This window comes from Acidovorax sp. JMULE5, from assembly GCF_013376875.1.
Taxonomy (GTDB): Bacteria; Pseudomonadota; Gammaproteobacteria; order Burkholderiales; family Burkholderiaceae_C; genus Acidovorax; species Acidovorax facilis.
This window is the reverse complement of record NZ_CP035951.1, coordinates 2,313,598-2,337,856: the sequence shown is the minus strand read 5'-3', so window position 1 is coordinate 2,337,856 and position 24,259 is coordinate 2,313,598. Positions and strand designations below refer to the sequence as shown.

Here is a 24,259-nt window from a genome sequence, read left to right as displayed (position 1 = left end):
AATGGTTAAGCGTCATGCCACGGCTCGCCTTGAATAGACGCGCGTTCTATGAGGACTGCTCGACCAGCCGCATGGACCGATTCAAATTCAAGTTTAGTAGCTGTGGGCTTATGCGCGGGTGCGGCCGGACTAACTTCGAACATTTCCCCTTCCTTGTACTGTTCTCCATACTCGGCAAAGTCGTAGTCCTCGCACTCACGGACGGTAACTGCCGCACGTTGATTGCTTCCTCCCGGAAGGCAGAAGGAAAACGAGACGCGCTTGCGCTGGATCAGCTCGGTGGCGAGGCTGCTCAAAGTGGCGCTCATCGAACTATCCATTGTCCTGACGCTTAACGCCGCGTTAAGCGGCCGCGGGCCGATACAACATCAGGAAACACGAAAGTCTCTCCCCGCGGTCCGCTTGAACGCATAGTTAGGTTTGCTCTCCTGGACGCAATAGGGCAATCACTCTGCGAACCTCACCCGGAACTTGATGGTAGATGCGCTGAGTCATTCTGTCGGGTACATAGCTAGCAAACTGGGAGTGAACCCGCTCAAGAGCTACGAGAAGCTTCTCTTGAGTCTGGGCACTAGCGAGGCCGGACTCGAAGACAGCTTGTGCAACGGGCGGCAGACTTGATGCAGCCCACTCATTGCCTCTCGATGCGTCTGACGCAAGGTACTGTAAGTATGCGTCGAGATAGTAGAGTCGGGCGCGCGGCCCCATGTGGACCAGCGCCTCTGCGCACAGCATCGCGTTCTCATGGAACAACGCAAATGCCTCGCTTTGGGATTTTCCCTGGAAAATCTCTAGCGCGACTCGCTCATCAAGAGAGTCATGGATGTTGATCTCTTCAGGCGTGGGACAAGGCATGACTTGCGAACCGAACGTGATGTATCCCGCAAACCTTGCGAAATATTCTGGACACGGATTCCTCCTGAAATTGGCTTACAGCCTGGGATTGCGGTCGCTGTGCTGTGCAAATATCCAGGTGTAAAAATTCCGCGAAACCCGGCACGCCTCAGCCGAGCAAACTATAGCCTGCGACATCGCAGCAAGGCTGGGTGACCGAGACTCAGATTTCAGCCGCGAACAGGGTCAATGATCGGGTGTGGGAGTGGCGCTCACAGGCGCGCCTGGGCTCCAAGCGGACAAGCCTACCTCTTGATCGTGCAGTGGCAGTAGCCGACGGAAGCTGCGCTGGGGGCACTGGCCTCTGCGCCGTGCGAATGCTCATTGCGGTGTAGTCGCGCTACAGGCCCAACGCTCGCGCTGCGGCCCTTCTACTCCCTACGCCGCCAGCACATCCTGCAGCGCCCGCGTAGCAGCCAGTGCGCCCAGGCTCGACTCGGTAAACCCACCATGCAGCACCACCCCGGTCGCAGCCTGCTTGGCCTCATGTTTGGCCACCGCCGCCAGGTTGGCCACTTCCTCGGCATGCCGAAACCGCCCGGGCGTGATGCGCACCGCACCAACGGCCAGCGTGGTGCACGGAAAGAACCGCTGCACACCATGCCGGTCTTCGGCCTGGATGCCACCGGCGCGCCGGGCCTCGTCGTCAAACAGCGTGAGCGCTTCGCGGGCAAAGGCGTCCACGATGTTCTTGCAGCGCTGCAGCCAGTTGCTGCTTTGAAAGATCAGCATGAAATCGTCCCCACCCACGTGGCCCACAAAGTCGCGCCTCGCGTCGCAGTGCGCCGTGGCCAGGCGGGCGACGAGGCGGATCATCTGGTCGCCGCGCCAGTAGCCGTAGTGGTCGTTGAAGGGCTTGAAGTTGTTCAGGTCGGCATAACACGCCACGAACTCGGTGTGGTGGTCCAGCAGGCGCTGCATGTGCAGGCTGATGGGGATGTTGCCGGGCAAAAAGGTGAGCGGGTTGGCGTGGCGCGCGGCTTCGATGCGGGTTTCTGTCACGGCGCGCACCAGTTGGTCGCCCGTGCCCAGGCCCAGGTAGCGGCCGTTGTCGGTGACGATGTAGCCGTCGTTCAGATACCGCTGGTCCTGCGAGGTGAGGATGCCCACGAGCTGGTCCACGTCACAGTCCAGCTCGACCACACGCGGTGCCTGGTTGGCAAACGCCAGGCACGATTTGCGGCCATGCACCTCGCGAAAGTACAGCGTGGCGTAGTGGTTCATGAACTGCTGGCGGTTGATGAGCGCCACGGGGCGGGTGCCGTCCACCACGGCCAGCGCATGCAGGTCGGTGCGCTCATGGAACATGGCGGCCACTGCATCGTTGCTGGTGGCGGGCGCGGCGGTGGGCGCCTGCACCACCAGCAGGCTGCGCAGGATGCCGGGGCGCGCCGTCTGGCCCAGGTGTGGCAGCACGGCCACGCGGCGGTCCTGCATCACTTCCTGTGCCGGGCTCTCCACTGCCTCGCGCGGGGCCTTGGCGGGGCGGCCCAGCAGCCAGCCTTGTCCGTAAGGGACGTCCAGGTCGCGCAGCGCGCGCAGGTCGTCGCGTGTCTCGATGCCTTCGGCAATCAGCTTGGTGCCAAACATATGGGCTATGCCCTTGATGGCCTGCAGCATCTGCAGGTTCTCGGGCTGGTTGCTGATGTCGCGGATGAAGTACTTGTCGATCTTCACGAAGTCGGGCTTCACCTCGGACCACAGCCGCAGGCTGGAGCGGCCGTCGCCAAAGTCGTCCAGCGCCAGCCGCGCGCCGCAGGCGTGCACCGCCTTGATGGCCTGGCGCAGCTGGGGCATGTCGGTCACGCGCTCGTGCTCGGTGATTTCCAGCACCAGAAGGCGGGCGCTCACGCCAAAGCTGCGCACGGCCTCGCCCAGCATCGGCGCGCCCACCAGGGCCACCCCGTGCACCAGCGCGTCGGCGCTGATGTTTACAAACAGGCGGCCCGGAGCCTTTTGAACGCCCCACTGCTGCAAGGCGGTGAACACGCACAGCAGCTCGAAGTCTTGCAGGATGAGCTCGCGCCGCGCCAGCTCCAGCAAGGCATCGGGCGTGTGCAGAGGGGTGCCCTCGGGGCCCCGGATCAGGGCTTCGTGGGCATACACGCTGCCCTCGCGCAGGTCGGCCAGGGGCTGGAACACGCAGTGCAGGCCCCCTTCGCGCATGAGTTGTGCCAGAGGGCCCTTGCCATGGCGCGCAGCCGGGGACAGCAAGGCCATCATCGCCTCCAGTCGGCTCCAAAGGGGGTTGTGCGTCACGGTAGATGGGGGGCTCTGAGCAAGGTGCCCACGATATCGGCAGGGTGTGACAACCTTGTTACACACTGTTTCTGTGAGGTGACAGGCTATTCCCTGGGGTAGTCGTTCGGGAGAGCCTGCAAGCTGTTCATGCGTTGGCTCAACCCTGGTGCAGCGGCAGGGCCGCCGCGAGGGTTCGGTTTGATCTTGCTCAATGACCGGCGGTCCGGGGCGCGGCACAGTCCGTCCCATGCTGCCCTCTACCTATTTCTCACTGCCCGCCGAAACCGAGGTGATTGCCGCCGGTGAAGTACTGCGCAGGCGCAACGAGGTGCTGACGTCTGTGCTGCACCTCGAAAGTGGCCGCGTGCTGCGCGGTGTGCTCGACGATGGCTACCTGCGTCACCAGCTGGGGGCCGTGGAAGGGCCGTTCTGGCTGGACGCCGCGTCGGCCCTGATGGGCATGCCGCTGCCGGTGGACATGGTGGCCGACACCCGTGTGCAGGTACGCCGCCTTCCCATCGAGGAGTTTCGCCGCAGCCTTGCAGAAATGCCGGCGGGTGCACGGGGCCTGTTGCTCGACATGGCGCAGGGCTACCGCCAGCAGTCCGAGCTGGCCGTGAGCCGCCTCGCGCAGGATGCCGAGTCGCGCTGCGCGCAGTGGTTGCTCAACCACGCCGAGCCCGACCACAGCGGCACCATGCAGGTCACGCTGCACCAGCGCAAGCGCCTGATTGCGGCGCAGTTGGGCATCGCCCCCGAAACCTTCTCGCGCGTGCTGCGCCATCTGCGGGAACTGGGCCTTATACATGGCACGGGCAATGTGCTGAACCTGCCTCAGCCCCGGGCGCTGCAGTCGATGGCCGGTTGCTGAACTGAACCCAGTGTGGATGGCTTTGGCGCCGCGCGAAAAATAGCGCGCACCGCCTCTGCTACTGGCGCGCCGCCCGCCAGCGCACCCGTGGAACTGGCTTTGCCAGGCCACTGGGTGCGTCCCCCTCCGGGGGAAGCCGCGCAGCGGCTCAGGGGGGCTTCCTCGTCAGGGTTTGTCCTTGGGTTTCACTGAGGGTTCTACCCAAGCCCTGGGCTGCAGGGGCTGCGTATATTTGTTGGGACCTGTCCGGTTTGACCTGTCCCCATGCCCAACGCCACCCCTTTGCGCCCATCGGGCGCTCCCTGCGCGGAGTGTCCATGACGCCCCCGACCCACCCTGCGCCGCCACAGGACGCGCCGGGCTGGTCAATGCCCGGTCCGCTGGTGTTGCGGCTGGTGCTGGTGGCGGTGCTGGCCGTGGGGCTGTCGGGGGCGGTGTCGGCGTGGCTGGTCACGCGGGCCTCCGGGCAAGAGGCCATGCGGCGGGTGGTGAGCCAGCAGACCGATGAGGTCGAGGTGGTGGCCCGCCTGCTGGCCAGCAAGATCGAGCAAAGCCAGAAGGTGTTGCGCACGGTGGCCGCTGGTATTACGCCCGCCATGCTCGAATCACCCTCGGCCCTCGAATGGCTGCTCCAGCAGGGTCTGCCCGCCGTTCAGTTCTTTGATGCGATGCAGGTCGCCCGCGACAACGGCGAACTGCGGTTGAACCTGCGTGGGGGGCGGCTGGACAAGGCCTCCAACCTGGACCCTGCCGAGCGCGATGCGCTGCGCCGCACGCTCATCGACGGCAAGCCGCTGGTGTCCGAGCTGATTGCCGGGCGCACCAGCGACGCGCGTGTGATGTTCACCATGCCGTTGCACCGCGAAGACGGCACCGTGCTGGGTGTGGTGGCGGGTGCGTTGCGCCTGCAATCGCAGGGCCTGCTGCCGCCGTCCATGACGCTGCCCGCGCGCGATGATTCTCGGCTGCTGGTGTTTACGCGCGACGGCACCATCCTCTCGCACTCGGACCCCACCCGCATCATGGGCAAGGTGAGCGACGAGATGGGCCTGGCGCCCGTCTACAGTCGCTGGCTGGAGCAGGCCCAGCCAGTGGTAGGGCGGGGCACGACCCACCTTGAAGACCAGCACATCGTCAGCATGGCGGGCATGCCGCTGCCGCAATGGATCGTGGCGCGGGTCAGCCCCTCGCAGGCGCTGCTGGCGCCACTGCAGGGCGCGCAGCGCGAAGCCTGGTGGCTGGCCGCCGCCAGCATGGCGCTTTGCATGCTGCTCGTGGCCGGGCTGATGGCCTGGATGGCGCAGCCGCTGGCGCAGCTCACGCACAGTGCCCGCCAGCTGCTGCGGCGCAGCACGCGCGCTGGACCGCCGCAGGCCACCGTCGCCTGGCCACGTGCGGGGGGTGAAGTGGGCGAGCTGGTGCAAGTGTTCCAGGGCATGGTGCAGCAGGGCAGCCTGCAGCAGCAGCACAAGGCCACGCTGGACGGGCAGTTCCAGGCCGTGCTGGACAGTGCCTCCGTGGGGATTGTTATCTCGCGCCACGGCATCCTGGAGGTGGTGAGCCGGCAGGCCTGCCTGATGCTGGGCTACACCGAGGGCGAACTGCAGGGCCATCCGGCGCGCACCCTGTATGCCAACGATGCCGAATACGGCCGCATTGGCGAGCGTGTGCAGGCCGAGTTCGCCGCACATGGTGCCTTCGACGGCGATGTCTGCTTCATGCGCAAGGATGGCACCCCCGTGTGGGCCCGCGTGCAGGGCCGTGGTGTGCGGCCCGACGAGATGGCGGGCGGCACCGTCTGGATTCTGGAGGACATCACCGCTGCACGCGAGGCACAGATGCAGCAGGCGTGGGAGCGCACGCACGATGCCCTGACCCAGCTTTACAACCGCAATGCGTTTGACGAGCGCCTGGGCCTGCTGCTGGCCGAACGCTCGATGCGCCCGCGCGCACCGGATGCAGACAGCAGCGAGGCAGCCGGGGACGGCGTGGTGCTGTTTCTGGACCTGGACCACTTCACCGTGGTCAATGACATTGCCGGGCATGACGCGGGCGACGACGTGCTGCGCCATGTGGCCCGCTTGCTTGAATCACAGGTGCGCCAGATCGGCTGGGCCGCGCGGCTGGGCGGCGACGAGTTTGCGGTGGTGCTGCCCGGCTGCGCGCTGGCACGGGGCCAGGCGGTGGCGGAGCAGCTGCGCGCCTCGGTACAGGCGTGGGAGCCTTCGTACCAGGGGCGCAGCTTCACGCTGGGGGTGAGCATCGGGTTGGTGGTGCTGGATGCGAGTCTGCAGGATGTGCCGTCGGTGCTGTATGCGGCCGACATGGCGTGCTACGACGCCAAGCGCGCGGGGCGCAACCGGGTGGAGACGCGCCATGCGAGCCAGGCGACGGCGTCGGGGCGGATGGCGCTGGGAGCGGCGTGAGCAGATCCCAAGAGATTTCGGGGTGTAGCGCTTTCTGGTATTGCGCTGACAGCTATCTTTTTTGAAGTCTATGGTTTGGAGAATGCTGAGGAGTGCACGGTGGCGCTTACTCGCATCCCAAGCACGCCCGAGACATGCACTACAGGCTATATGCCATAAAAATGGTAGCTGTTAACGATTGTCTGGTAAGCGATAGAGCCAAAAATATCACAAAATCCGCCCGTACCACCATACCGACAGCCCGGCTGCCAGCAACGCCAACGTCGCCCCCAGCAACGCCAGCAATGACGAGATTTCGGTTTCCCGCTTCTCCACCGTCAGCCGTGAGCTGAGCGTCTCGTACACCTTCTTCAAATCTGCGGCGGTGGCCGCGTGGAAGTACTCGGCGTTGGTGCGCGTGGCCACGGCCTTCAGGGTTTCTTCGTCCAGCCGCACCCGCATGGACCAGCCTTCAAAGCCGATGGTCTCCCCCGCCACCGTACCCACGCCCACGGTGTACACCCGCACCCCCCGGTCGGCCGCCCATTTGGCGGCCTCCAGCGGGTCCACGCCGGTGGTGCGCTGGCCGTCGGTCAGCATGATGATGGCCGCCGAGGTGTAGGAGCCGGGCGCCACGGGCGTGAACGCCTTGGCCGGGTCTTGTTTGCCAATTTCGTCAATGGGCTTGGGGCGCATGGCCTGGCGGCCGCCCAGGGCGGAGATGTCGATGCGCGCGTCGGGGAAGATGGTGGCCAGCGACAGCATGATGCCGTTGCCCGTGGCCGTGCCGCGTTGCAGCTGAAAACTGTCGATGGCTTTGACGAGGTCTTCGCGGCTTTGGGTGGGCAGCTGGGCCAGCTGGGCGCTGCCAGCAAACGCCACGATGCCCACACGCACATGGCGAGGCAGCTCGGCAATGAAGGCCTTGGCGGCGTTCTGCGCAGCGGTGAGGCGGTCGGGTTCCACATCGGCGGCGCGCATGCTGCCCGAGACATCCATGGCCAGCATGATGGTCTGGTCCTGCGAGGGCAGGGTGATGACGGCCAGCGGGCGTGCGGTGGCCAGCAGCAGCGCCACCAGCGCCAGCAGAAAGAGTGCGGGCGGAATGTGGCGGCGCAGGTTCTGGCCGGGGCCCATGGCCTCGCGCACCAGCGACAGGCTGGAATAGCTCAGCGCCGTTTTCTTGCGCCGGTGCAGCAGCCACCAGTACATCAGCACCAGCAGTGGCACGACCAGCAACAGCCAGAGCAGGGTGGGCCAGAGAAAAACCATGGTGTGTTCCTTCGGGCGGGGGCGTGGTTCGTTCAGGCGGCGTGCTGTGCCGGGTCTGCAGCGCGGGAGGGCGCGGCTCGGGACGTGCGCACCCGGCGCTGGCGCAGGTCCATGAAACGCAGCAGGGCATCGACCAGATCGTCGTCGGTGCACAGCTCCAGCGTGTCGGCGCCCGCGCGGGTCAGGCCTTCGCGCAGCACGGCCTCGCGCTCGGCCGCCAGACGGGCGAAGCGGCGGCGAAAGCCCGCGTCGTGGGTGTCCACCTGCAGCTGCTCGCCGCTTTCGGCATCGCGCAGCGTGATGAGGCCCACATCGGGCAGTTCCAGCTCCAGCGGGTCGAGCAGGCGCACGGCCACCACGTCGTGCCGCTGGGCGAGTTGGGCCAGGGGCTTTTCCCAGCCGGGTGCGCTGATGAAGTCGGACACCACAAACACCGTGGAGCGGCGGCGCAGGTTGGCCAGGCCCGTTTGCAGCAAACGGTGCAGTTCTGTGGCGCCTCCGCCGGGTTTGGATGTGCCGGTGGCAGGGGCGGGCGGTGTCAACAGCCTGTGCACCAGATGCAGCACATGGGCGCGGCTGTTGCGGGGCGGTAACACCGCATCCACAGCGCGGGCGGGTGCATTGCCTGCGCCGTAGAGCATGGCGCCCACGCGGTTGCCGTGGCGCGTCAGCAGGCGCGACAGCACGGCCACAAAGCCGGTCAGGTTGTCGCGCTTGGCGTTGCCCTGCGGGCCGAAGTTGATGGACGGGCTCAGGTCCAGCAAAAACCAGGCGGACATCTCGCGGTCTTCGGTGAACACGCGCACGTGGGGGATGTTCAGCCGCGCGGTCACGTTCCAGTCGATGTGGCGCACGTCGTCATGCGGCTGGTACTCGCGCAGGTCGGCCAGGTCCAGGCCGCTGCCGCGCATCAGCGTGCGGTAGTCGCCCTGCAGCAGGCCGTCCAGGCGGCGGATCACCTTCCACTCCAGCTCGCGCAGCAGCCGGTCGGCCTGCCCCGGCAGGGTGGGCAGCGTGTGGACCGTGGCTGAAGTGGTGTCAGGCAACTTTTTGCTCATGATGCAGAGGCCGAGCAGGCGCCGGTATCTTGGCCATGATGCGTTTGACGAGGGCATCGGCATCCAGCCCTTCGGACAGCGCTTCGTACGACAGCGCGATGCGGTGGCGCAGCACGTCGGCCGCCAGGTCGGCCATGTCTTCGGGCAGCACGTAGTTGCGCCCGCGCAGCATGGCCAGGGCCTGGGCGCCCTCTGCGAAGGCAATGGTGGCGCGCGGGCTGGCGCCGCAGCTGATGTAGCCCGCCAGGTCCTTGAGGCCATGCCGCGTGGGCTCGCGGGTGGCGGCCACCAGCTTCACGGCGTATTGCAGCATCGACGGGTCTACATACACGGTGCGGCATTCGGCCTGCAGCGCCGCCAGCTGCGCGGTGGTGGCCACGGGCAGCACCTGCACGGGCACATCGAGCGCGCGCTGGGCGATCACGAACTCTTCCTCCTCGGTGGGGTAGCCCAGCAGCACTTTCATCATGAAGCGATCCACCTGGGCTTCGGGCAGCGCGTAGGTGCCTTCGGTCTCGATGGGGTTCTGCGTGGCCATGACCAGGAAGGGCTCGGGCACCTTGTGGGTCTCGCCCGCAATCGTCACCTGGCGTTCCTGCATCACCTCCAGCAGGGCGCTTTGCACCTTGGCGGGCGCGCGGTTGATTTCGTCGGCCAGCAGCAGGTGGGTAAAGACCGGGCCCAGCGTGGTGCTGAACTCGCCGGTTTTCTGGTTGTACATGCGCGTGCCCACCAGGTCGGCGGGCACCAGGTCGGGCGTGAACTGGATGCGCTTGAAGCTGCCCTGGATGGTGCTGGCCAGCGTCTTCACCGTCAGCGTCTTGGCCAGGCCCGGCACACCTTCGACCAGCAGATGGCCCTGTGCGAGCATGGCCACCATGACCCGCTCCAGAAAGCGGTCCTGGCCCACCACCACGCGCTTGACTTCGTAGAGCACCTGCTCCATCAGGGTGGCGGTGGCGGCGTTGTTCATGGCAGAGGGCGATGGGGTGGTTTCCATGGTGCTCCTTGTGAAGGGTCGGGATCAGAATGGGGGCATGCCAACGGCAGAAGCCGCGTTCTCGATGGGCACCGCAAACCCGATGCCGATGAAGGTGCGTGCCGACGTGGGGTTCAGGATGGCGGTGACGATGCCCACCACCTCGCCATCGAGCGTGACCAGTGGGCCACCGGAGTTGCCGGGGTTGGCCGCAGCATCGAACTGGATCAGGTTGCTGAGCTGGCGCTTGCCTTCGGGCGAGGTGAATTCGCGCTGGAGGCCAGAGACCACGCCCGCTGAGGCCGAAGGCCCGATGCCGAACGGGAAGCCCACGGCCACCACGTGGTCGCCGGGGCGCAGGTCCTGGGTGGAGCGCAGCGGGGCTGCGAAGAGGTCATCGGGTACTTTGTGGGCTTGCAGCACGGCCAGGTCGTTTTCGGGCTGGGCGCCCGTGATGCTGGCGGTGGTTTCCAGGCCATCGTGGAAGGTGATTGCAATGCGGTCCGCGCCCGCCACCACGTGCAGGTTGGTCAGGATGATGCCTTTGTCCACAATCACCACGCCCGTGCCAATGCCGCGTTCCACCTCTTCCTTGCCGTTTTTGCTGCGGCCGTAGCCCACCACGCGCACGATCGAGGGAGAGATCGCTTCCACAGCGCGGGCGGCGGCGGAGGGCGGGGTGGTCGTCTCCAGCGTGCGCAGCACGGCGGCGTCAATGTCTTCCTGGGTGATCCGCTGGGCGGCGGGGCGCTGGTGCAGCCACAGACTGTAGAGCAGCAGTGTGGCCAGCAACGCGACCAATGCCCACAGGGCGTACAGATGGCGCCGCGACAGAGCCGTGCCCGCCACAGGCTTGGTGGCAGGGTTTGGAGAGGGCTCCATCACACTGGCCGCTGGTTGTTCGGTGGGCGCAGGCACTTTTTCAACCGGCTCGGGTGGGGCGCGGCGGGTGTGGCGGGAGCTGCTGTAGAGGGCGGGCCGGGGCATCCTGTCACCTTTTCTACGGAAGACGCCGCGAGACGGCGCACGGTTTTCACGTTAGCACGGATCGCTGCAGAGTGCACTTGCAAGGTTTCACGCCGAGGGAGCGGTCGGGGCTGATGGGGCATCATCACTCCATGACTGTCTGGATCGATACCCATTGCCACCTGGATGCGCCCGAGTTTGACCCCGACCGCGATTCCGTGCGTGCCCAGGCGCGGGCCCAGGGCGTAGCCCATTGTGTGATTCCGGCGGTGGAGCGCAGCAACTGGGCCACGGTGCGCGCCATGGCCCATCGGCATGGCGATAGCTATGCGCTGGGCATTCACCCCCTTTACACAGGGCGCGCGCACGACGCAGATCTGGAGCTGCTGGCGCAGGAACTGGAGCAACACCGGGCTGACGAGCGTCTGGTGGCCATCGGAGAGATTGGCCTGGATTACTTCGTGCCCGGCCTGGACCCAGCCCGGCAGGAGCAGTTCTATCGCACGCAGCTGCAGCTGGCGCGCCGGTTCGACCTGCCGGTGATCCTGCATGTGCGCCGCTCGTCCGACAAATTGCTCAAGGGCTTGCGGGAGCTGCCGGTGCAGGGCGGTATCGCCCATGCCTTCAATGGCAGCCTGCAGCAGGCGCAGGCGTTCATCGCCCTGGGCTTCAAGCTGGGGTTTGGCGGCGCGATGACCTACGACCGGGCGCTGCAACTGCGCCGCCTGGCGGCAGAACTGCCCGCGGAGGCGCTGGTGGTGGAGACGGATGCGCCTGACATCCCTCCTCACTGGTTGTATGCCACCGCCGCCCAGCGGGCCGAAGGCCAGCCTCAAGGGCGCAATGCACCCGGCGAACTCCCGCGCATTGCAAACACATTGGCCGAGCTGCGCCGTCAGCCGCTGGAGGATTTGGCGGGTATCACCTGTGCCAATGCGCTGGTGGCGCTGCCCCGGTTGCAGGCTTTGGTCTCCGTCTGATCCACCAATTGGTAGGTTTTTAGGAGGCCAGCGCTTTGTGGTAAAGGGTTTACAGCTATCGTTTTTTTTGAGGATGTCGCGGGGTTGCTGACGGGTTTCGGTTCAGAATCGGCGGATGCCCGACGCCGCTCTGACGCAGCCCCCACCGCTCCCTGATGCCCCGGCGCCAGCCCCGCCGGTGCGCCTCAAGGGGCTGCCGCCGGTGGTATCCGCGAGCACGGTGGTGCTGGTCCTCGGAAGTTTTCCGGGGGCTGCCTCCTTGCGGCTGCGCCAGTATTACGCACACCCGCAAAACCATTTCTGGAAGATCTTGCAAGCGCTGTGGCCGCAGCATCCCTTGCCGCCCGCAGGGGCCGAAGGGTATGCCGCACGTTGCGACTGGTTGCTGGCAAGGGGGCTTGGCCTGTGGGATGTGTATGAGAGCTGCGAGCGGGAGGGCAGCCTGGACACCAGCATCCGCAATGCGCAGGTCAACGACTTTGCGCGCCTGCAGGCGGTGTGTCCGCAGCTCGCCGCCGTCGCCCACAATGGGGGTGAGAGCTTCAAGCATGCCCCGGCGGTGCTCGGCAGCTTCCGGCCCCCCCGCGCTGCGGCGCATGATGATGTGCTTTCCGATCAGCGCGTGGGCACGGGTTCCGGGCCTGGTTCCGCCCGCTCTATCGCATCGCACCGTCTGCCCTCGACCAGCCCGGCCAATGCCTCCTGGAGTTTTGAACGTAAATTGGCTGCCTGGGCGGACCTGATGGCGGCCCACCGCCTGCTTTGATTGTTGTGAATGACCCGCAAAAAAGAAAAATCACAAGAACTGCCCGAAGTCAGCGTCTCTGATGACGGCGAAGTGCGCCACCTGCACCTGGGCACCCCGTGGATTCAGGGGTCCATGCGCGTTGCAGAGCCTTTTGAACTGGAACTGGAGTACGTGCAGCGCATGATGGCGTGGCTGTTGTTTGCCGACTTGCCCCAGGTGTCCAAGGGGCATGCCATGCAGCTCGGGCTGGGGGCCGGTGCCATCACCAAGTTCTGCCACAAGAAGCTGCGCATCTGCACCACGGCCATCGAGCTCAACCCACAGGTCTTGGCGGTATGTCGGCAATGGTTCAAGTTGCCGCCCGATGGCCCCAAGCTGCGGGTGGTGCTGGCCGATGCGGCGCAAGAGATCAAGAACCCCATGTGGCAGGGCACCGTGGATGCGCTGGCGGTGGACCTGTACGACCATGAGGCCGCAGCGCCGGTGCTCGACAGCGCAGACTTCTACGCCGACTGCCGCGCCTTGCTGACCGACACGGGGTGCATGACGGTCAACCTGTTCGGGCGGGCGTCCAGCTTTGAGCGCAGCCTGCAGAGCATGGCGGCGGCCTTTGGTGACAAGGCACTCTGGGCCTTCAAGCCCACGCGAGAAGGCAACACCGTGGTGCTGGCCCAGAAGACGCCAACGCGCCCCAAGCGGGCGGAACTCGACGTGCAGGCGCAGGCCATCCAGGCGCGCTGGGACCTGCCGACCACCAAATGGCTGCGGGCATTCAAGCCCGTCGTGGCCTGAGCCCCCGGGCCGCCCACAGCCCCGTTTCGGAAAGGTATCTGATGAAAACAATCTCCGCTTCCCTGGCCAGCACTGCGGCGCGACCCTACGTCGGTCCGGTGGACTGGCGACGTATGGTGCAGTGGCTCAGCGATGACGAAGTCATCTCCCAGGAAGAGGCTCAACGCACCATCGCCCGCTGCTCGCAGGCGGAAAGCTCTCAGCATGCGCTGGTGCGTCTGGCCAACGTGGCCATGGAACGTGCCAGCGATGGCAAGCCGCTGGACATCGAGGCGTTGTCTGAATACCTGGCCAAGCGGGCAGGCCTGCCTTATTTGCGGATCGATCCGCTCAAGGTGGACGTGGGGCGCGTGGCCGAAACCATGAGCGCCACCTATGCAGAGCGCCACAAGGTGCTGCCCGTGCAGGTCACCCCCAAGGAAGTGGTGGTGGCTACGGCCGAGCCCTTCATCGAGGATTGGGTGGCGGAGGTGGAGCGTCAGTCCCGGCGCACGGTGCGCCGCGTGGTGGCCAGCCCGCTGGACATTCACCGGTTTACTGCAGAGTTTTTTGCCCTGGCCAAGTCCGTGCGCGCCGCGCAGAAGGCAGGGGGCAACTCCGGGGGCAGCAGCTTCGAGCAGCTGGTGGAGCTGGGCAAGAGCAACAAGCAGCTCGACGCCAACGACCAGGGCGTGGTCAAGGTGGTGGACTGGCTCTGGCAATATGCCTTTGACCAGCGCGCGAGCGACATCCACCTGGAACCCCGGCGCGACCAGGGCGTGATCCGTTTTCGCATCGACGGCGTGCTGCACCCGGTCTACCAGATGCCGATGGGCGTGCACAACGCCATGGTCTCGCGCATCAAGCTCCTGGGCCGCATTGACGTGGTGGAAAAGCGCCGTCCGCAGGATGGCCGCATCAAGACGCGCAACCAGCGTGGGGACGAGGTGGAAATGCGCCTGTCCACTCTGCCCACGGCGTTTGGCGAGAAGATGGTCATGCGGATCTTTGACCCGGACAATGCCGTCAAGGATCTGGACGCCCTGGGCTTTGCCCAGCACGATGCCGAGCGCTGGGAGGCGCTGGTCAAGCGCCCGCACGGCATCATTCTCGTGACGGGGCCGACGGGCTCGGGCAAGACCACCACGCTGTATTCCACCTTGAAGCGCGTGGCGACCGAAGAGGTGAACGTGAGCACGGTGGAAGACCCGATCGAAATGATCGAGCCCAGTTTCAACCAGACCCAGGTGCAGCCCCAGCTCGACTTCAACTTTGCCGAGGGCCTGCGTGCCCTCATGCGCCAGGACCCGGACATCATCATGGTGGGCGAAATCCGCGACCTGGAGACGGCCGAGATGGCCATCCAGGCTGCGCTGACCGGGCATCTGGTGTTCTCCACACTGCACACCAACGACGCCCCGTCGGCCATCACCCGCATGATGGAACTGGGCGTGCCCCCCTATCTGCTCAATGCCACGCTGCTGGGGGTGCTGGCCCAGCGGCTGGTGCGCACGCTGTGCAAGCAGTGCAAACAAAAGGACGAAACGGCGCAGCGCGAAACGCTGGTGGAGGTGGTCAAGCCCTGGAAGCTCAGTGGCGGCTACCACCCCTACAAGCCTGTGGGCTGCGTGGACTGCCGCATGGGTGGATTTCGGGGGCGCATGGGCCTGTATGAATTGCTCACCGTGACCGAGGCGCTCAAGGAGAAGATCAACCAGGCGCCCTCGATCGACCAGTTGCGCCGCCAGGCCGTGCAGGATGGCATGCGGCCTTTGCGTCTGGCAGGCGCGCTGCGGGTGGCAGAGGGCCTGACCACTCTGGACGAGGTGATTGCTGCGACACCGCCGCTGGAGTAAGACTTTGAACCAGCTCCGCAGGAGCAAGGGATGTCCTGCATAACTCCCTGCGGTCTGTGATAGCGCGGCCTCGGGCAGTCCGCTGCGTTGCTTTTCTTGCCAATAGCCATGCTATTGGCCGCAAAAAGACGCCTTGCGGCCTTTCCCGATCCGCACTACCACCGACGCGCGAGGGTTATGCAGGACATCCCAAGCGTTACCGGATGTAGGTGGAATCCACATCCGCGCGGGCCTTGGTTGCACGCACAATCGCGCAGTCGAGATTTCCCGCCAAGGAGACAATTCGTGAAAATCAAAAGTCAAAAAGACTTCTTTGCCGGCCTCATGTTCATGGGGGTTGGTGTTGCGTTTGCGTGGGGAGCCACCACATACAACGTCGGAAACGGGGCCCGCATGGGCCCGGGTTACTTCCCGCTGCTGCTGGGTATCTTGCTGGCCATCATCGGCGGCGCGATCACCTTCAAGGCCACCACGGTCGAGACCCAGGACGGTGACAAGATTGGAAAGTGGGCCTGGAAGCCGCTGTTCTTCATCCTGGCTGCCAACTTTGCGTTCGGTATCCTGCTGGGCGGCTTGCCCAGCATAGGTATCCCGGCGATGGGCCTCATCGTGGGCATCTATGCGCTGACCTTCATTGCAAGCCTGGCGGGCCAGGAGTTCCACGCGAAGTCCGTGTTCGTCCTGGCCACCGTGTTGGCCATTGGCAGTTACGTGGCATTCGTCTGGGCGCTCAAGCTGCAGTTCCCTGTGTGGCCGAGTTTCATCACGGGTTGAGCAGGAGCACCGACCATGGAATTATTTGACAACCTCGCGATGGGTTTTGGCGTCGCGTTCACGTTCCAAAACCTCATTTACTGCTTTGTGGGCTGCTTGCTGGGCACGCTCATTGGTGTGTTGCCCGGCATCGGCCCGGTGGCAACCATCGCCATGCTGCTCCCCGCCACCTACGCGCTGCCACCCGTGGCTGCGCTGATCATGCTGGCCGGTATCTATTACGGTGCGCAGTACGGTGGCTCGACCACTGCCATTCTGGTGAACCTGCCGGGCGAGTCCTCGTCGGTGGTGACCGTGATTGACGGCTACCAGATGGCGCGCAAGGGCCGTGCGGGCCCTGCGTTGGCGGCGGCGGGCCTGGGCTCGTTCTTTGCCGGCTGTGTGGGTACGCTGATCCTGGCGGCCTTCGCACCTCCGTTGACCGAAGTGGCGTTCAAGTTCGGCCCTGCCGAGTACTTCTCGCTGATGGTGCTGGGCCTGATTGGTGCCGTGGTGCTGGCTTCGGGCTCGCTGCTCAAGGCCGTGGCCATGATCGTGCTGGGCCTGCTGATGGGCCTGGTGGGTACCGACGTGAACTCGGGTGTGGCCCGTTTCAGCTTCGACATTCCTGAACTGACCGACGGCATCGGCTTTGTGACCATCGCCATGGGTGTTTTCGGCTACGGCGAGATCATTGCCAACCTCTCGCGCCCTGACGATGAGCGCGAAGTGTTCACTGCCAAGGTGGAAGGCCTGTTCCCCACCAAGGACGACTTCAAGCGCATGATTCCTGCAGTGCTGCGGGGCACGGCGCTGGGTGCCGCCCTCGGTATCCTGCCCGGTGGTGGGGCATTGCTGGCTGCATTTGCGGCCTATACCGTGGAGAAGAAGACCAAGCTCCAGCCCGGTGAAGTGCCTTTTGGCCAGGGCAACATCCGTGGTGTGGCAGCGCCCGAGTCTGCCAACAATGCCGGTTCGCAGACTTCCTTCATCCCGCTGCTGACGCTGGGTATCCCCCCCAACGCCGTGATGGCGCTGATGGTGGGTGCCATGACGATCCACAACATCCAGCCTGGTCCCCAGGTGATGACGAGCAATCCCGAGCTGTTCTGGGGCTTGATCGCCTCGATGTGGCTGGGCAATGCCATGCTGATCATCTTGAACCTGCCGCTGATCGGCATCTGGATCAAGCTGCTCACGGTGCCCTACCGCTGGCTGTTCCCGTCCATCGTGCTGTTCTGCGCCGTGGGTGTGTATTCGACCAACAACAACACCTGGGACATCTGGATGGTGGGTGCGTTTGGTCTGGTGGGCTACATCTTCCACAAGCTGGGCACCGAACCCGCACCTCTGCTGCTGGGCTTCATCCTGGGCCCGATGATGGAAGAGAACCTGCGCCGCGCACTGCTGCTGTCGCGTGGCGACTGGAGCGTGTTCGTCACGCGTCCGCTGTCGGCCGGCCTGCTGGCTGCTGCGGCACTGCTGCTCATCATCGTGCTGCTGCCTTCGGTGAAGAGCAAGCGCGAGGAAGCCTTCGTCGAAGACTGACGGCACGGCATTTTCCATCCGACTCCAGAACAACGGCACCTTCGGGTGCCGTTGTTTTTTGGCGATCTGCAGCCGCGGCACGCCCGTAGCGCCAGTACACAATGGCGGGCAAGAGGCCCGTATGTCCACTCCATTCCATCTGCCACAGCACCCCCACCGGGCGATGCTGCACAACGAAATCCACGCCCGTCCGCCCGAGGCCATGACGGCCCCGCTGGCCATTGCACACATCGTGATGCTGGCCGATGCCGCAGGGCGTGAAGCGAGCCGGGCCCATGTGGCGGCTCTTTTGCGCGACCACCACCTGGCATTGCCCGATGCGGACACCACGCACCTGCGCATGGACCTGGGGGCTTACCGCATGCGCTGGGAGCTGCACACCGAGTTTGTGTCCTGGACCTTCATGGTGCCCATGGCGGCCGACGCCTTTGGCGAGCGGGAGCCGGCCAGCGCCGCAGACGCGGTGCCCCGCGGGTGGCTGGCGGCTTTGCCCGGGCATTGTCTGTGCAGCCTGAACCTGTGGGTACTGCCCACCCACACCTTTGGTTCGGGGTCGCTGGTCAAGCATGTGCTGCATGAGGACACGCTGGTGGCCTCCACGGTGGCCGACGGGCATGGCGAGGTCTACACCGATTTTGCGATCCACGCCGATGGGTTCTCGCGCATGGTGCTGCTCGCGGGCGGCATGACGCAGCGCCGCCTGGGCCGCCTCGTGCAGCGCCTGCTCGAAATCGAGACCTACCGCATGGCTGCCTTGCTGGGCCTGCCCGCTGCGCGCGAGGCCGCCAGTGTGCTGGCTTTTGCCGAACGCGAACTGGCCGAACTGGCCGACGCCATCCGCACCGCCAACCGCGACGCAGAGCCTGCGCTGCTGGACCGCCTGACCCGTCTGGCCGGGCAGGTGGAGAGCCAGTATGCGGCCACCCACTCGCGTTTTTCGGCCAGCAGCGCGTACTTCGAACTGCTGGACAAGCGCATTCAGGACATTGCCGAATCGCGCCTGGCCGGGATGCAGACGATTCGGGAATTCATGGACCGGCGTCTCACGCCTGCACGCAGCACCTGTGAATGGGCGGCGCGGCGCCAGGATGCGCTGTCGCAACGTGTCTCGCGCATGAGCAACCTGCTGCGCACCCGCGTGGAGATTGAGCAGCAGCAAAGCAGCCAGGCGCTGCTGACCACCATGAACCACCGGCAAGATTTGCAGCTGCAGATGCAGTCCACGGTGGAAGGGCTGTCGGTGGCTGCCATCACGTACTACATCGTGGGCCTGGTGAGCTACCTGGCCAAGGGGGCGCAGAAGCTGGGCTGGCCCCTGTCGCCGGAAACCACGGCGGCCATCGCCATTCCGGTGGTTGCGGGGGGCGTGTGGTGGTCGCTGAGGCGGCTGCACCACCGGGTGTTCCGCAAGCACGGCTAGCTGGAATCCACAAGAGGACAGCTCAGCGCACCGCGGCGTGCTGAGTGCTGAGCAGGGATGCTGGGGGTGGGGCCAAGCCCGACGGGCAGGCAGGCCCTTGCCGTACGCCCGGTGTGCGGACATGGCACGCGACCCATAATGGCTCGATGCACTTCAGCTACACCCACCCCCACCCCTATGCCAGCACCCGCCTGCCGGTGTTTGCGCGCAATGTCGTTTCCACCTCGCATCCTTTGGCTGCCCAGGCGGGCCTGCGCATGCTGCAGCAGGGCGGCAATGCTGTCGACGCCGCTGTGGCGGCAGCGGCCGCCATGACGATCTGCGAGCCCGTGAGCAACGGGCTGGGCAGCGATGCGTTTTGCATCTTGTGGGACGGTCAGGCCCTGCACGGACTCAATGCCTCGGGCCGCGCCCCTGCGGCCTGGACACCCGGGTACTTTCACAGCCGCTACGGCAAGGGCCAGGCCAGCCCTCCCAAACGCGGGATCGATTCCGTCACCGTGCCGGGTGCCGTCAGCGCGTGGGTCGCCCTGTCCGAGCGTTTCGGCAAGCTGCCCTTTGCCGCGCTGATGGAGCCCGCCGCCGAGATTGCCGAGCGCGGCTATCTGGTGCCGGTGGTGGTGCAGCAAAAATGGGCGGCGGCCGTGCCCGAGCTGCACACGCAGCCGGGTTTTTCGCAAAGCTTTATGCCCTGGGGCCGCGCGCCGCAGGTGGGTGAGTTGTTCCAGTTTGCCGCCGCAGCCCGTGCACTGCGCGCCATCGGGGCCACACAGGGCCAGGCGTTCTACACGGGCGAAATTGCCCAGGCGCTGGTCGCCTTCTCGCAGGCCCAGGGCGGCAGCCTGACGCTGGCGGATCTGGCAGCACACCGCCCTGAATGGGTTACGCCCATTGCCCGCAACTACCGGGGCTATACCCTGCACGAGATCCCGCCCAACGGCCAGGGCATCGCGGCGTTGATTGCGCTGGGCATCCTGGACCAGTTTGATCTGGCGAGCCATCCGGTGGATGGCGCAGCGTCCCAGCATTTGCAGATCGAGGCCATGAAGCTCGCATTTGCCGATGTGTACCGCTATGTGGCCGAGCCATCGTCCATGGAGGTGACACCCGCGCAAATGCTCGATGACGCGTACCTGGCCTCCCGTGCCAAACTCATCGACATGAACAAGGCGCAGGATTTCGGGGCTGGCAATCCGGTCAAGGGTGGCACGATCTACCTCACTGCGGCCGACGAAAATGGCATGATGGTGAGCTTCATCCAGAGCAACTACATGGGCTTCGGCTCGGGTTGTGTGGAGCCCACCTTTGGCATCAGCCTGCAGAACCGGGGCCAGGCTTTCAGTACCGCCCCGGCGGGCCCCAACCCAGCCAACCTGGTGGCACCCGGCAAGCGACCGTTTCACACCATCATCCCCGCCTTCCTCACGCAAAACGGCCAGCCCGTGATGAGCTACGGCGTAATGGGCGCCAACATGCAGCCCCAGGGCCACATGCAAACCCTGGTGCGCATGCTGGACTACGGCCAGAACCCGCAGGTGGCTTGCGACGCACCACGCTGGCGCTTCAATGAAGGGCTGTCGATCAACGTCGAGGCCGCCATGCCCGCCGCGACGGTGCAGGGCCTGCTGGGCCTGGGGCACCGCATGGAGGTGATCCAGGATTCCTACCAGGACTTTGGCGCCGGCCAGTTCATCTGGCGCATGGGCGATCCCAAAGTGCAGGGCTATGTGGCCGCCAGCGATCCGCGTCGCGACGGCCAGGTGGCGGGGTATTGACCGGCTTCCGCCAGATCAGGATTTGAAGAAAAAGTGGCTCCACCGCAATCTGAACAAGCGCAAGCAGCTACAAAAAACGTAGCAACCGGTCTTGCCCTGGCCCTGCTGGGCTCCATCGCCTTCAGCGGCAAGGCCATCATCGTCAAGCTGGCGTACCGCCATGGTGTTGATGCGGTCACGCTCATCATGTACCGCATGCTGTTTGCGCTGCCCATCTTCGCCGTGATGGCCTGGTGGGCCAGCCGGGGCAAGCCCCCCCTGACCCGCAAGGACTGGCTGGGCGTGCTGGGGCTGGGGCTCACGGGCTACTACCTGGCGAGTTTTCTGGACTTTGCAGGGCTGGCCTACATCAGTGCCAGCCTGGAGCGGCTGATCCTGTACCTCAATCCCACGCTGGTGGTGATGCTGGGCTGGGTGCTGTACCGGCGCAGCATCACCTGGGGCCAGGCCGCGGGCATGCTGATCAGCTACTGCGGCGTGGTGCTGGTGTTCGGCCACGAAGCCAACCTGCAGGGCACCAATGCTGCCTGGGGCACGCTGCTGGTGTTCCTGAGCGCGGTGAGCTACGCCATCTACCTGGTCTACAGCGGCGAGATGGTGCGGCGCCTGGGTTCGCTGCGGCTGGTGGGGCTGGCCACCACCGTGGCGTGCCTGCTGTGCCTGCTGCAGTTTGTGGTGCTGCGGCCCTTCAGTGCTGCCGTGGTGGCGCCCGAGGTGATCTGGCTGTCTATCCTCAACGCCACGCTCTGCACGGCTGCGCCCGTGCTCATGGTGATGATGGCCATTGAGCGCGTGGGCGCTGGAATGACCGCGCAGACCGGCATGGTGGGGCCGCTGTCCACCATCCTCATGGGGGTGTGGATTCTGGGTGAGCCGTTCACGGTGTGGGTGGCTGCGGGCACGGCGCTGGTGATCACAGGTATTTTTGTGTTCACCCAATTGGCGCGCCGACAAGCGCCCTGACTTTCTGCGGAGAGCGGGCGGTGCGCTCTCCGTGGGGGGGCTTATCCCGCCTTTTTCGCCGCTGCAGGTCGGTTGGATGGCGCTGGGGCGCTGCCGCCCAGGCGCTGTGCAATCGACGCGCGCGACCCGCCCAGCCCATCGAGCTGGCGGCCCATGGATTGCTCCAGGTAATCCAGACGGGCCTGTGCGGCGGGGTGGGTGGACATCGTCAGCGTGAACATGGGGTTGTCCGGCGTGACGGTGCGCAGCTGCTGCAGCACCGAGACCAGACCGTAGGGGTCAAAACCGGCTTTGGCCGCCAGCGACACCCCGGTGCGGTCCGCCTCGAATTCGTCGGACTGGCTCAGCCCCTTGGTGTAGACGGTGCGGAACAGCGACAGCAGCTGGTCCTTGACGAGCTGCCCGGCGATGTTGCTGGTGCGGATCTGCGAAGCCAGCAGTTGCGTGCCGACCCCCGCCATGGCGCTTTGCCGGATGGCCTGGAGGTGGTGTTTGGAGGTCACGTGCGTGATCTCGTGCGCCAGGATGCCCGCCAGTTCGGACTCGTCGGCGCAGCGGTCAATGAGCCCCTTGGTCACGAACACATAGCCGCCCGGCGCGGCAAAGGCGTTGTAGCCCGCGTCATCCAGCACCACAAAGGTCCACGGCAGGCCAGGGCGCGACGACTGCAGGCTCACCCACCGGCCCAGGCGGTTCACATAGCGCTGCAGTGCCATGTCCGGGTGGGCGGGCTTGGCGCCCAGCAGCAGGGCGGCCAGCTGGCGGCCGATCTCGATTTCCTTGGCCTCGTCGATGTTCTCCATCGACTGCGTGAGCAGGCTGATCAGATCGTCACCCTGCGCCGCCGGAGCGGCTTTGCCACCTGTGATGGCCGAGCCCAGCCCGCCCCCCAGGGAGTTGAGGATGTTCATCACGTTCTGGCTGTGGGCGGCCAGGGGCGCTGCGGCGAGCAGCGCGCACAAGGCTGCCGTCTGCGCGCGGCGTTTCCAGGTGGAATTCCGGTTCATGGCCATTTCCTCAGTTAGGGCTGTAGTTGGGGTCGGAGGGGTTGCTGGACCCGCTGCCGGAGCCCCGACTGGATGTGGGCAGTGCGGGCTGCGCCAGGGCGGGCACATCCCGGGATTGCAGGGACGCCGAGCTGGCGAACTGGCGCGCCTGGTCGGCATTCACCCGCATGCTTTCTGCCCGGCCGACGGCAGCAGGATTGGGCTGCGCATTGGCGATGTCTTCAGCATCCAGGCCACGAATGCCCACCGTGGACGTGGCCGTGGTGGTGGAGCCGCTGTTGCCGCCAAACAGCCCGCCCAAGCCTCGCAGGCCGCTGGTGGCGGCATTGTTGGTGGGCGTGGCCGACCCCGACTGCGGTCCCAGGTCGAACATGTGCACCCAGCCGGTTGCACCTTGCTGTGTGCTCACCTTGGTCCAGGGGCCCTTGCGCTCGTTGCTGCGCGTGACCACAGTGTTGGCCTCCAGCGGGGCCACGCTCGCACCGCTGTCGGCGGGGGTGTCGCGCAACTGGGTGGCACGCTTGACCACGGCCGCCTCCTGCGCATGCACGCTACCTGCCAGGGGTGCAAATGCGGCCCATGCCAGCCAGGTAGCCAGGGCTCCGCGGTGCAGCCAATTCATGTTGCAGCTCTCCACTTATGATGATCTGTGAATGCTGCGGCTTGCAGCAGAACCGGAGATTGTTATGGATTTGGGTATCGCAGGCAAATGGGCGCTGGTGTGTGGCGCGAGCAAGGGTTTGGGCTATGGCTGTGCGCTGGCCCTGGTGCGTGAGGGCGTCAATGTGGTCATCAACGCCCGCAATGCGCAGGCGTTGGAACAAGCTGCTACGCAGTTGATAGCTGATAGCGCAATACAGGAAAGCGCTAGCGGCCAAAAAGGCTCAAAACCCACGGTGCTGGCCGTGGCGGCCGACATCACAACCCCCGAAGGGCGTGCCGCCGTGTTCTCCGTGGCCGGTGGCCCGGGCCGCGACTTTGACATCGTGGTGACGAATGCCGGCGGCCCGCCCACGGGCGACTTCCGCGACTGGGACCGCGATGCATGGATCAAGGCCGTGGACGCCAACATGCTCACCCCCATCGAACTGATCAAGGCCACAGTGGACGGCATGGCTGCGCGGGGCTTTGGCCGCATCGTCAACATCACCTCCAGCGCGGTGAAGGCGCCCATTGACATCCTGGGCCTGTCCAACGGCGCGCGCAGCGGGCTCACGGGCTTTGTGGCGGGGGTCTCACGCAGCAAGATCGCTGCACGGGGCGTCACCATCAACAACCTCTTGCCCGGCAAGTTCGACACTGATCGACTGGCTGCCACCGTGACCGCTGCTGCCGGTAAGGCAGGCAAGAGCGTGGACGATGTTCGCGCGCAACAGCAGGCCCAGATTCCGGCAGGGCGGTATGGCACGGCGCAGGAGTTCGGTGCCATCTGCGCTTTCTTGTGCAGCCAGCAGGCAGGTTATATGACCGGGCAGAACGTGCTGGCGGACGGCGGCGCTTATCCTGGGACCTTCTGACCCGGGTTGAGACAGAAGGTCAACCCGTCGTCTGTGGTCACTGGCGGGCGAAGGAGATTCCCTGGCGGCAGGGCGTGGCGTTTTGCAGACAGCTTTGCCCGCCGAGGGGGAAAACTTGGTGAAGAATGGTGCCCCAGCATTCCAACCCGAAAGTACCGGAACATGACACCGCGCATCCCTCCCCAGGGCGGCCTTCCAGACCTCTATGCGATCCATGGATGCCGCTGGGGCGCTG

General features: G+C 65.5%; 20 protein-coding genes. 12 read left to right on the top strand and 8 right to left on the bottom strand.

Annotation, left to right across the window (positions count from 1 at the left end; all coding sequences use genetic code 11):
* Nucleotides 1-5 precede the first annotated feature (5 nt).
* Both EXV95_RS10465 and EXV95_RS10460 read right to left on the bottom strand, forming a co-directional pair.
* Nucleotides 6-308, bottom strand: a complete 303-nt coding sequence (locus EXV95_RS10465) for a hypothetical protein (protein ID WP_176886764.1) — start codon at nucleotides 306-308, stop codon at nucleotides 6-8.
* 964 nt (nucleotides 309-1,272) lie between these two features.
* The gene (locus EXV95_RS10460; protein WP_176889017.1) at nucleotides 1,273-3,117 is read right to left on the bottom strand and encodes a phosphodiesterase; all 1,845 of its coding nucleotides are present in this window, start codon (nucleotides 3,115-3,117) and stop codon (nucleotides 1,273-1,275) included.
* Between the two features lie 265 nt (nucleotides 3,118-3,382).
* On the opposite strand from EXV95_RS10460, the gene EXV95_RS10455 reads away from it, so the two are divergent.
* Complete coding sequence (locus EXV95_RS10455; protein ID WP_121420894.1) at nucleotides 3,383-4,006, top strand: Crp/Fnr family transcriptional regulator; 624 nt, start codon at nucleotides 3,383-3,385, stop codon at nucleotides 4,004-4,006.
* A 317-nt stretch (nucleotides 4,007-4,323) separates the two neighbouring features.
* Nucleotides 4,324-6,432 (top strand): diguanylate cyclase domain-containing protein, encoded by a 2,109-nt coding sequence (locus tag EXV95_RS10450; RefSeq protein ID WP_176886763.1) that lies wholly within the window; start codon nucleotides 4,324-4,326, stop codon nucleotides 6,430-6,432.
* Nucleotides 6,433-6,639: 207 nt separating this feature from the next.
* Here the strand turns inward: EXV95_RS10450 and EXV95_RS10445 are convergent, their stop codons facing one another.
* From EXV95_RS10445 to EXV95_RS10430, 4 genes are read right to left on the bottom strand one after another with little or no spacing between them, the layout of a single operon-like run.
* On the bottom strand, nucleotides 6,640-7,683 hold the full coding sequence (locus EXV95_RS10445) for a VWA domain-containing protein (RefSeq protein WP_176886762.1): 1,044 nt from the start codon (nucleotides 7,681-7,683) through the stop codon (nucleotides 6,640-6,642).
* Between the two features lie 32 nt (nucleotides 7,684-7,715).
* Entirely contained in the window at nucleotides 7,716-8,741 is a 1,026-nt protein-coding gene (locus EXV95_RS10440; protein ID WP_176886761.1) for a DUF58 domain-containing protein, read from the bottom strand.
* Nucleotides 8,722-9,741: a MoxR family ATPase gene (locus tag EXV95_RS10435; RefSeq protein WP_176886760.1), complete on the bottom strand. Its 1,020-nt coding sequence runs from the start codon at nucleotides 9,739-9,741 to the stop codon at nucleotides 8,722-8,724. The genes EXV95_RS10440 and EXV95_RS10435 overlap by 20 nt, the downstream gene beginning before the upstream one ends.
* 24 nt (nucleotides 9,742-9,765) lie before the next feature.
* Nucleotides 9,766-10,707: a S1C family serine protease gene (locus EXV95_RS10430; protein ID WP_121420890.1), complete on the bottom strand. Its 942-nt coding sequence runs from the start codon at nucleotides 10,705-10,707 to the stop codon at nucleotides 9,766-9,768.
* Between the two features lie 131 nt (nucleotides 10,708-10,838).
* On the opposite strand from EXV95_RS10430, the gene EXV95_RS10425 reads away from it, so the two are divergent.
* The 9 genes from EXV95_RS10425 (at nucleotide 10,839) to EXV95_RS10385 (ending at nucleotide 21,500) form a co-directional block, all read left to right on the top strand.
* Nucleotides 10,839-11,666, top strand: a complete 828-nt coding sequence (locus tag EXV95_RS10425; RefSeq protein ID WP_176886759.1) for a TatD family hydrolase — start codon at nucleotides 10,839-10,841, stop codon at nucleotides 11,664-11,666.
* Between the two features lie 115 nt (nucleotides 11,667-11,781).
* Nucleotides 11,782-12,432, top strand: a complete 651-nt coding sequence (locus EXV95_RS10420; RefSeq protein ID WP_176886758.1) for a DNA-deoxyinosine glycosylase — start codon at nucleotides 11,782-11,784, stop codon at nucleotides 12,430-12,432.
* Nucleotides 12,433-12,441: 9 nt separating this feature from the next.
* Nucleotides 12,442-13,206 (top strand): spermidine synthase, encoded by a 765-nt coding sequence (locus EXV95_RS10415; protein ID WP_121420888.1) that lies wholly within the window; start codon nucleotides 12,442-12,444, stop codon nucleotides 13,204-13,206.
* A 41-nt stretch (nucleotides 13,207-13,247) separates the two neighbouring features.
* Nucleotides 13,248-15,041, top strand: a complete 1,794-nt coding sequence (locus EXV95_RS10410; protein WP_055401463.1) for a GspE/PulE family protein — start codon at nucleotides 13,248-13,250, stop codon at nucleotides 15,039-15,041.
* Between the two features lie 285 nt (nucleotides 15,042-15,326).
* Nucleotides 15,327-15,815, top strand: a complete 489-nt coding sequence (locus tag EXV95_RS10405) for a tripartite tricarboxylate transporter TctB family protein (RefSeq protein ID WP_176886757.1) — start codon at nucleotides 15,327-15,329, stop codon at nucleotides 15,813-15,815.
* Between the two features lie 15 nt (nucleotides 15,816-15,830).
* The gene (locus EXV95_RS10400; RefSeq protein WP_055401467.1) at nucleotides 15,831-17,342 is read left to right on the top strand and encodes a tripartite tricarboxylate transporter permease; all 1,512 of its coding nucleotides are present in this window, start codon (nucleotides 15,831-15,833) and stop codon (nucleotides 17,340-17,342) included.
* A 163-nt stretch (nucleotides 17,343-17,505) separates the two neighbouring features.
* Nucleotides 17,506-18,762 (top strand): DUF3422 domain-containing protein, encoded by a 1,257-nt coding sequence (locus EXV95_RS10395; protein ID WP_228896822.1) that lies wholly within the window; start codon nucleotides 17,506-17,508, stop codon nucleotides 18,760-18,762.
* 146 nt (nucleotides 18,763-18,908) lie between these two features.
* Nucleotides 18,909-20,537 carry a gamma-glutamyltransferase family protein gene (locus EXV95_RS10390; RefSeq protein WP_218135484.1) on the top strand — a complete coding sequence of 543 codons (1,629 nt, stop codon included), beginning with the start codon at nucleotides 18,909-18,911 and terminating at the stop codon, nucleotides 20,535-20,537.
* A 33-nt stretch (nucleotides 20,538-20,570) separates the two neighbouring features.
* Nucleotides 20,571-21,500: a DMT family transporter gene (locus tag EXV95_RS10385; protein WP_176886756.1), complete on the top strand. Its 930-nt coding sequence runs from the start codon at nucleotides 20,571-20,573 to the stop codon at nucleotides 21,498-21,500.
* Between the two features lie 41 nt (nucleotides 21,501-21,541).
* Here the strand turns inward: EXV95_RS10385 and EXV95_RS10380 are convergent, their stop codons facing one another.
* Nucleotides 21,542-22,507 carry a M48 family metalloprotease gene (locus tag EXV95_RS10380; protein ID WP_255484975.1) on the bottom strand — a complete coding sequence of 322 codons (966 nt, stop codon included), beginning with the start codon at nucleotides 22,505-22,507 and terminating at the stop codon, nucleotides 21,542-21,544.
* A 10-nt stretch (nucleotides 22,508-22,517) separates the two neighbouring features.
* Entirely contained in the window at nucleotides 22,518-23,129 is a 612-nt protein-coding gene (locus EXV95_RS10375) for an SH3 domain-containing protein (RefSeq protein WP_176886755.1), read from the bottom strand.
* Nucleotides 23,130-23,193: 64 nt separating this feature from the next.
* Between EXV95_RS10375 and EXV95_RS10370 the strand changes: the two genes are divergently transcribed.
* Nucleotides 23,194-24,024, top strand: coding sequence for an SDR family oxidoreductase (locus EXV95_RS10370; RefSeq protein WP_176886754.1), 831 nt, complete (start codon nucleotides 23,194-23,196; stop codon nucleotides 24,022-24,024).
* The last annotated feature ends 235 nt before the right edge of the window (nucleotides 24,025-24,259 follow it).

Coding starts and splice junctions, on each gene's coding strand:
- EXV95_RS10465 (WP_176886764.1), bottom strand. CDS start 308: ATGAGCGCCACTTTGAGCAGCCTCGCCACCGAGCTGATCCAGCGCAAG.
- EXV95_RS10460 (WP_176889017.1), bottom strand. CDS start 3,117: ATGATGGCCTTGCTGTCCCCGGCTGCGCGCCATGGCAAGGGCCCTCTG.
- EXV95_RS10455 (WP_121420894.1), top strand. CDS start 3,383: ATGCTGCCCTCTACCTATTTCTCACTGCCCGCCGAAACCGAGGTGATT.
- EXV95_RS10450 (WP_176886763.1), top strand. CDS start 4,324: ATGACGCCCCCGACCCACCCTGCGCCGCCACAGGACGCGCCGGGCTGG.
- EXV95_RS10445 (WP_176886762.1), bottom strand. CDS start 7,683: ATGGTTTTTCTCTGGCCCACCCTGCTCTGGCTGTTGCTGGTCGTGCCA.
- EXV95_RS10440 (WP_176886761.1), bottom strand. CDS start 8,741: ATGAGCAAAAAGTTGCCTGACACCACTTCAGCCACGGTCCACACGCTG.
- EXV95_RS10435 (WP_176886760.1), bottom strand. CDS start 9,741: ATGGAAACCACCCCATCGCCCTCTGCCATGAACAACGCCGCCACCGCC.
- EXV95_RS10430 (WP_121420890.1), bottom strand. CDS start 10,707: ATGCCCCGGCCCGCCCTCTACAGCAGCTCCCGCCACACCCGCCGCGCC.
- EXV95_RS10425 (WP_176886759.1), top strand. CDS start 10,839: ATGACTGTCTGGATCGATACCCATTGCCACCTGGATGCGCCCGAGTTT.
- EXV95_RS10420 (WP_176886758.1), top strand. CDS start 11,782: ATGCCCGACGCCGCTCTGACGCAGCCCCCACCGCTCCCTGATGCCCCG.
- EXV95_RS10415 (WP_121420888.1), top strand. CDS start 12,442: ATGACCCGCAAAAAAGAAAAATCACAAGAACTGCCCGAAGTCAGCGTC.
- EXV95_RS10410 (WP_055401463.1), top strand. CDS start 13,248: ATGAAAACAATCTCCGCTTCCCTGGCCAGCACTGCGGCGCGACCCTAC.
- EXV95_RS10400 (WP_055401467.1), top strand. CDS start 15,831: ATGGAATTATTTGACAACCTCGCGATGGGTTTTGGCGTCGCGTTCACG.
- EXV95_RS10395 (WP_228896822.1), top strand. CDS start 17,506: ATGCTGCACAACGAAATCCACGCCCGTCCGCCCGAGGCCATGACGGCC.
- EXV95_RS10390 (WP_218135484.1), top strand. CDS start 18,909: ATGCACTTCAGCTACACCCACCCCCACCCCTATGCCAGCACCCGCCTG.
- EXV95_RS10380 (WP_255484975.1), bottom strand. CDS start 22,507: ATGAACCGGAATTCCACCTGGAAACGCCGCGCGCAGACGGCAGCCTTG.
- EXV95_RS10375 (WP_176886755.1), bottom strand. CDS start 23,129: ATGAATTGGCTGCACCGCGGAGCCCTGGCTACCTGGCTGGCATGGGCC.
- EXV95_RS10370 (WP_176886754.1), top strand. CDS start 23,194: ATGGATTTGGGTATCGCAGGCAAATGGGCGCTGGTGTGTGGCGCGAGC.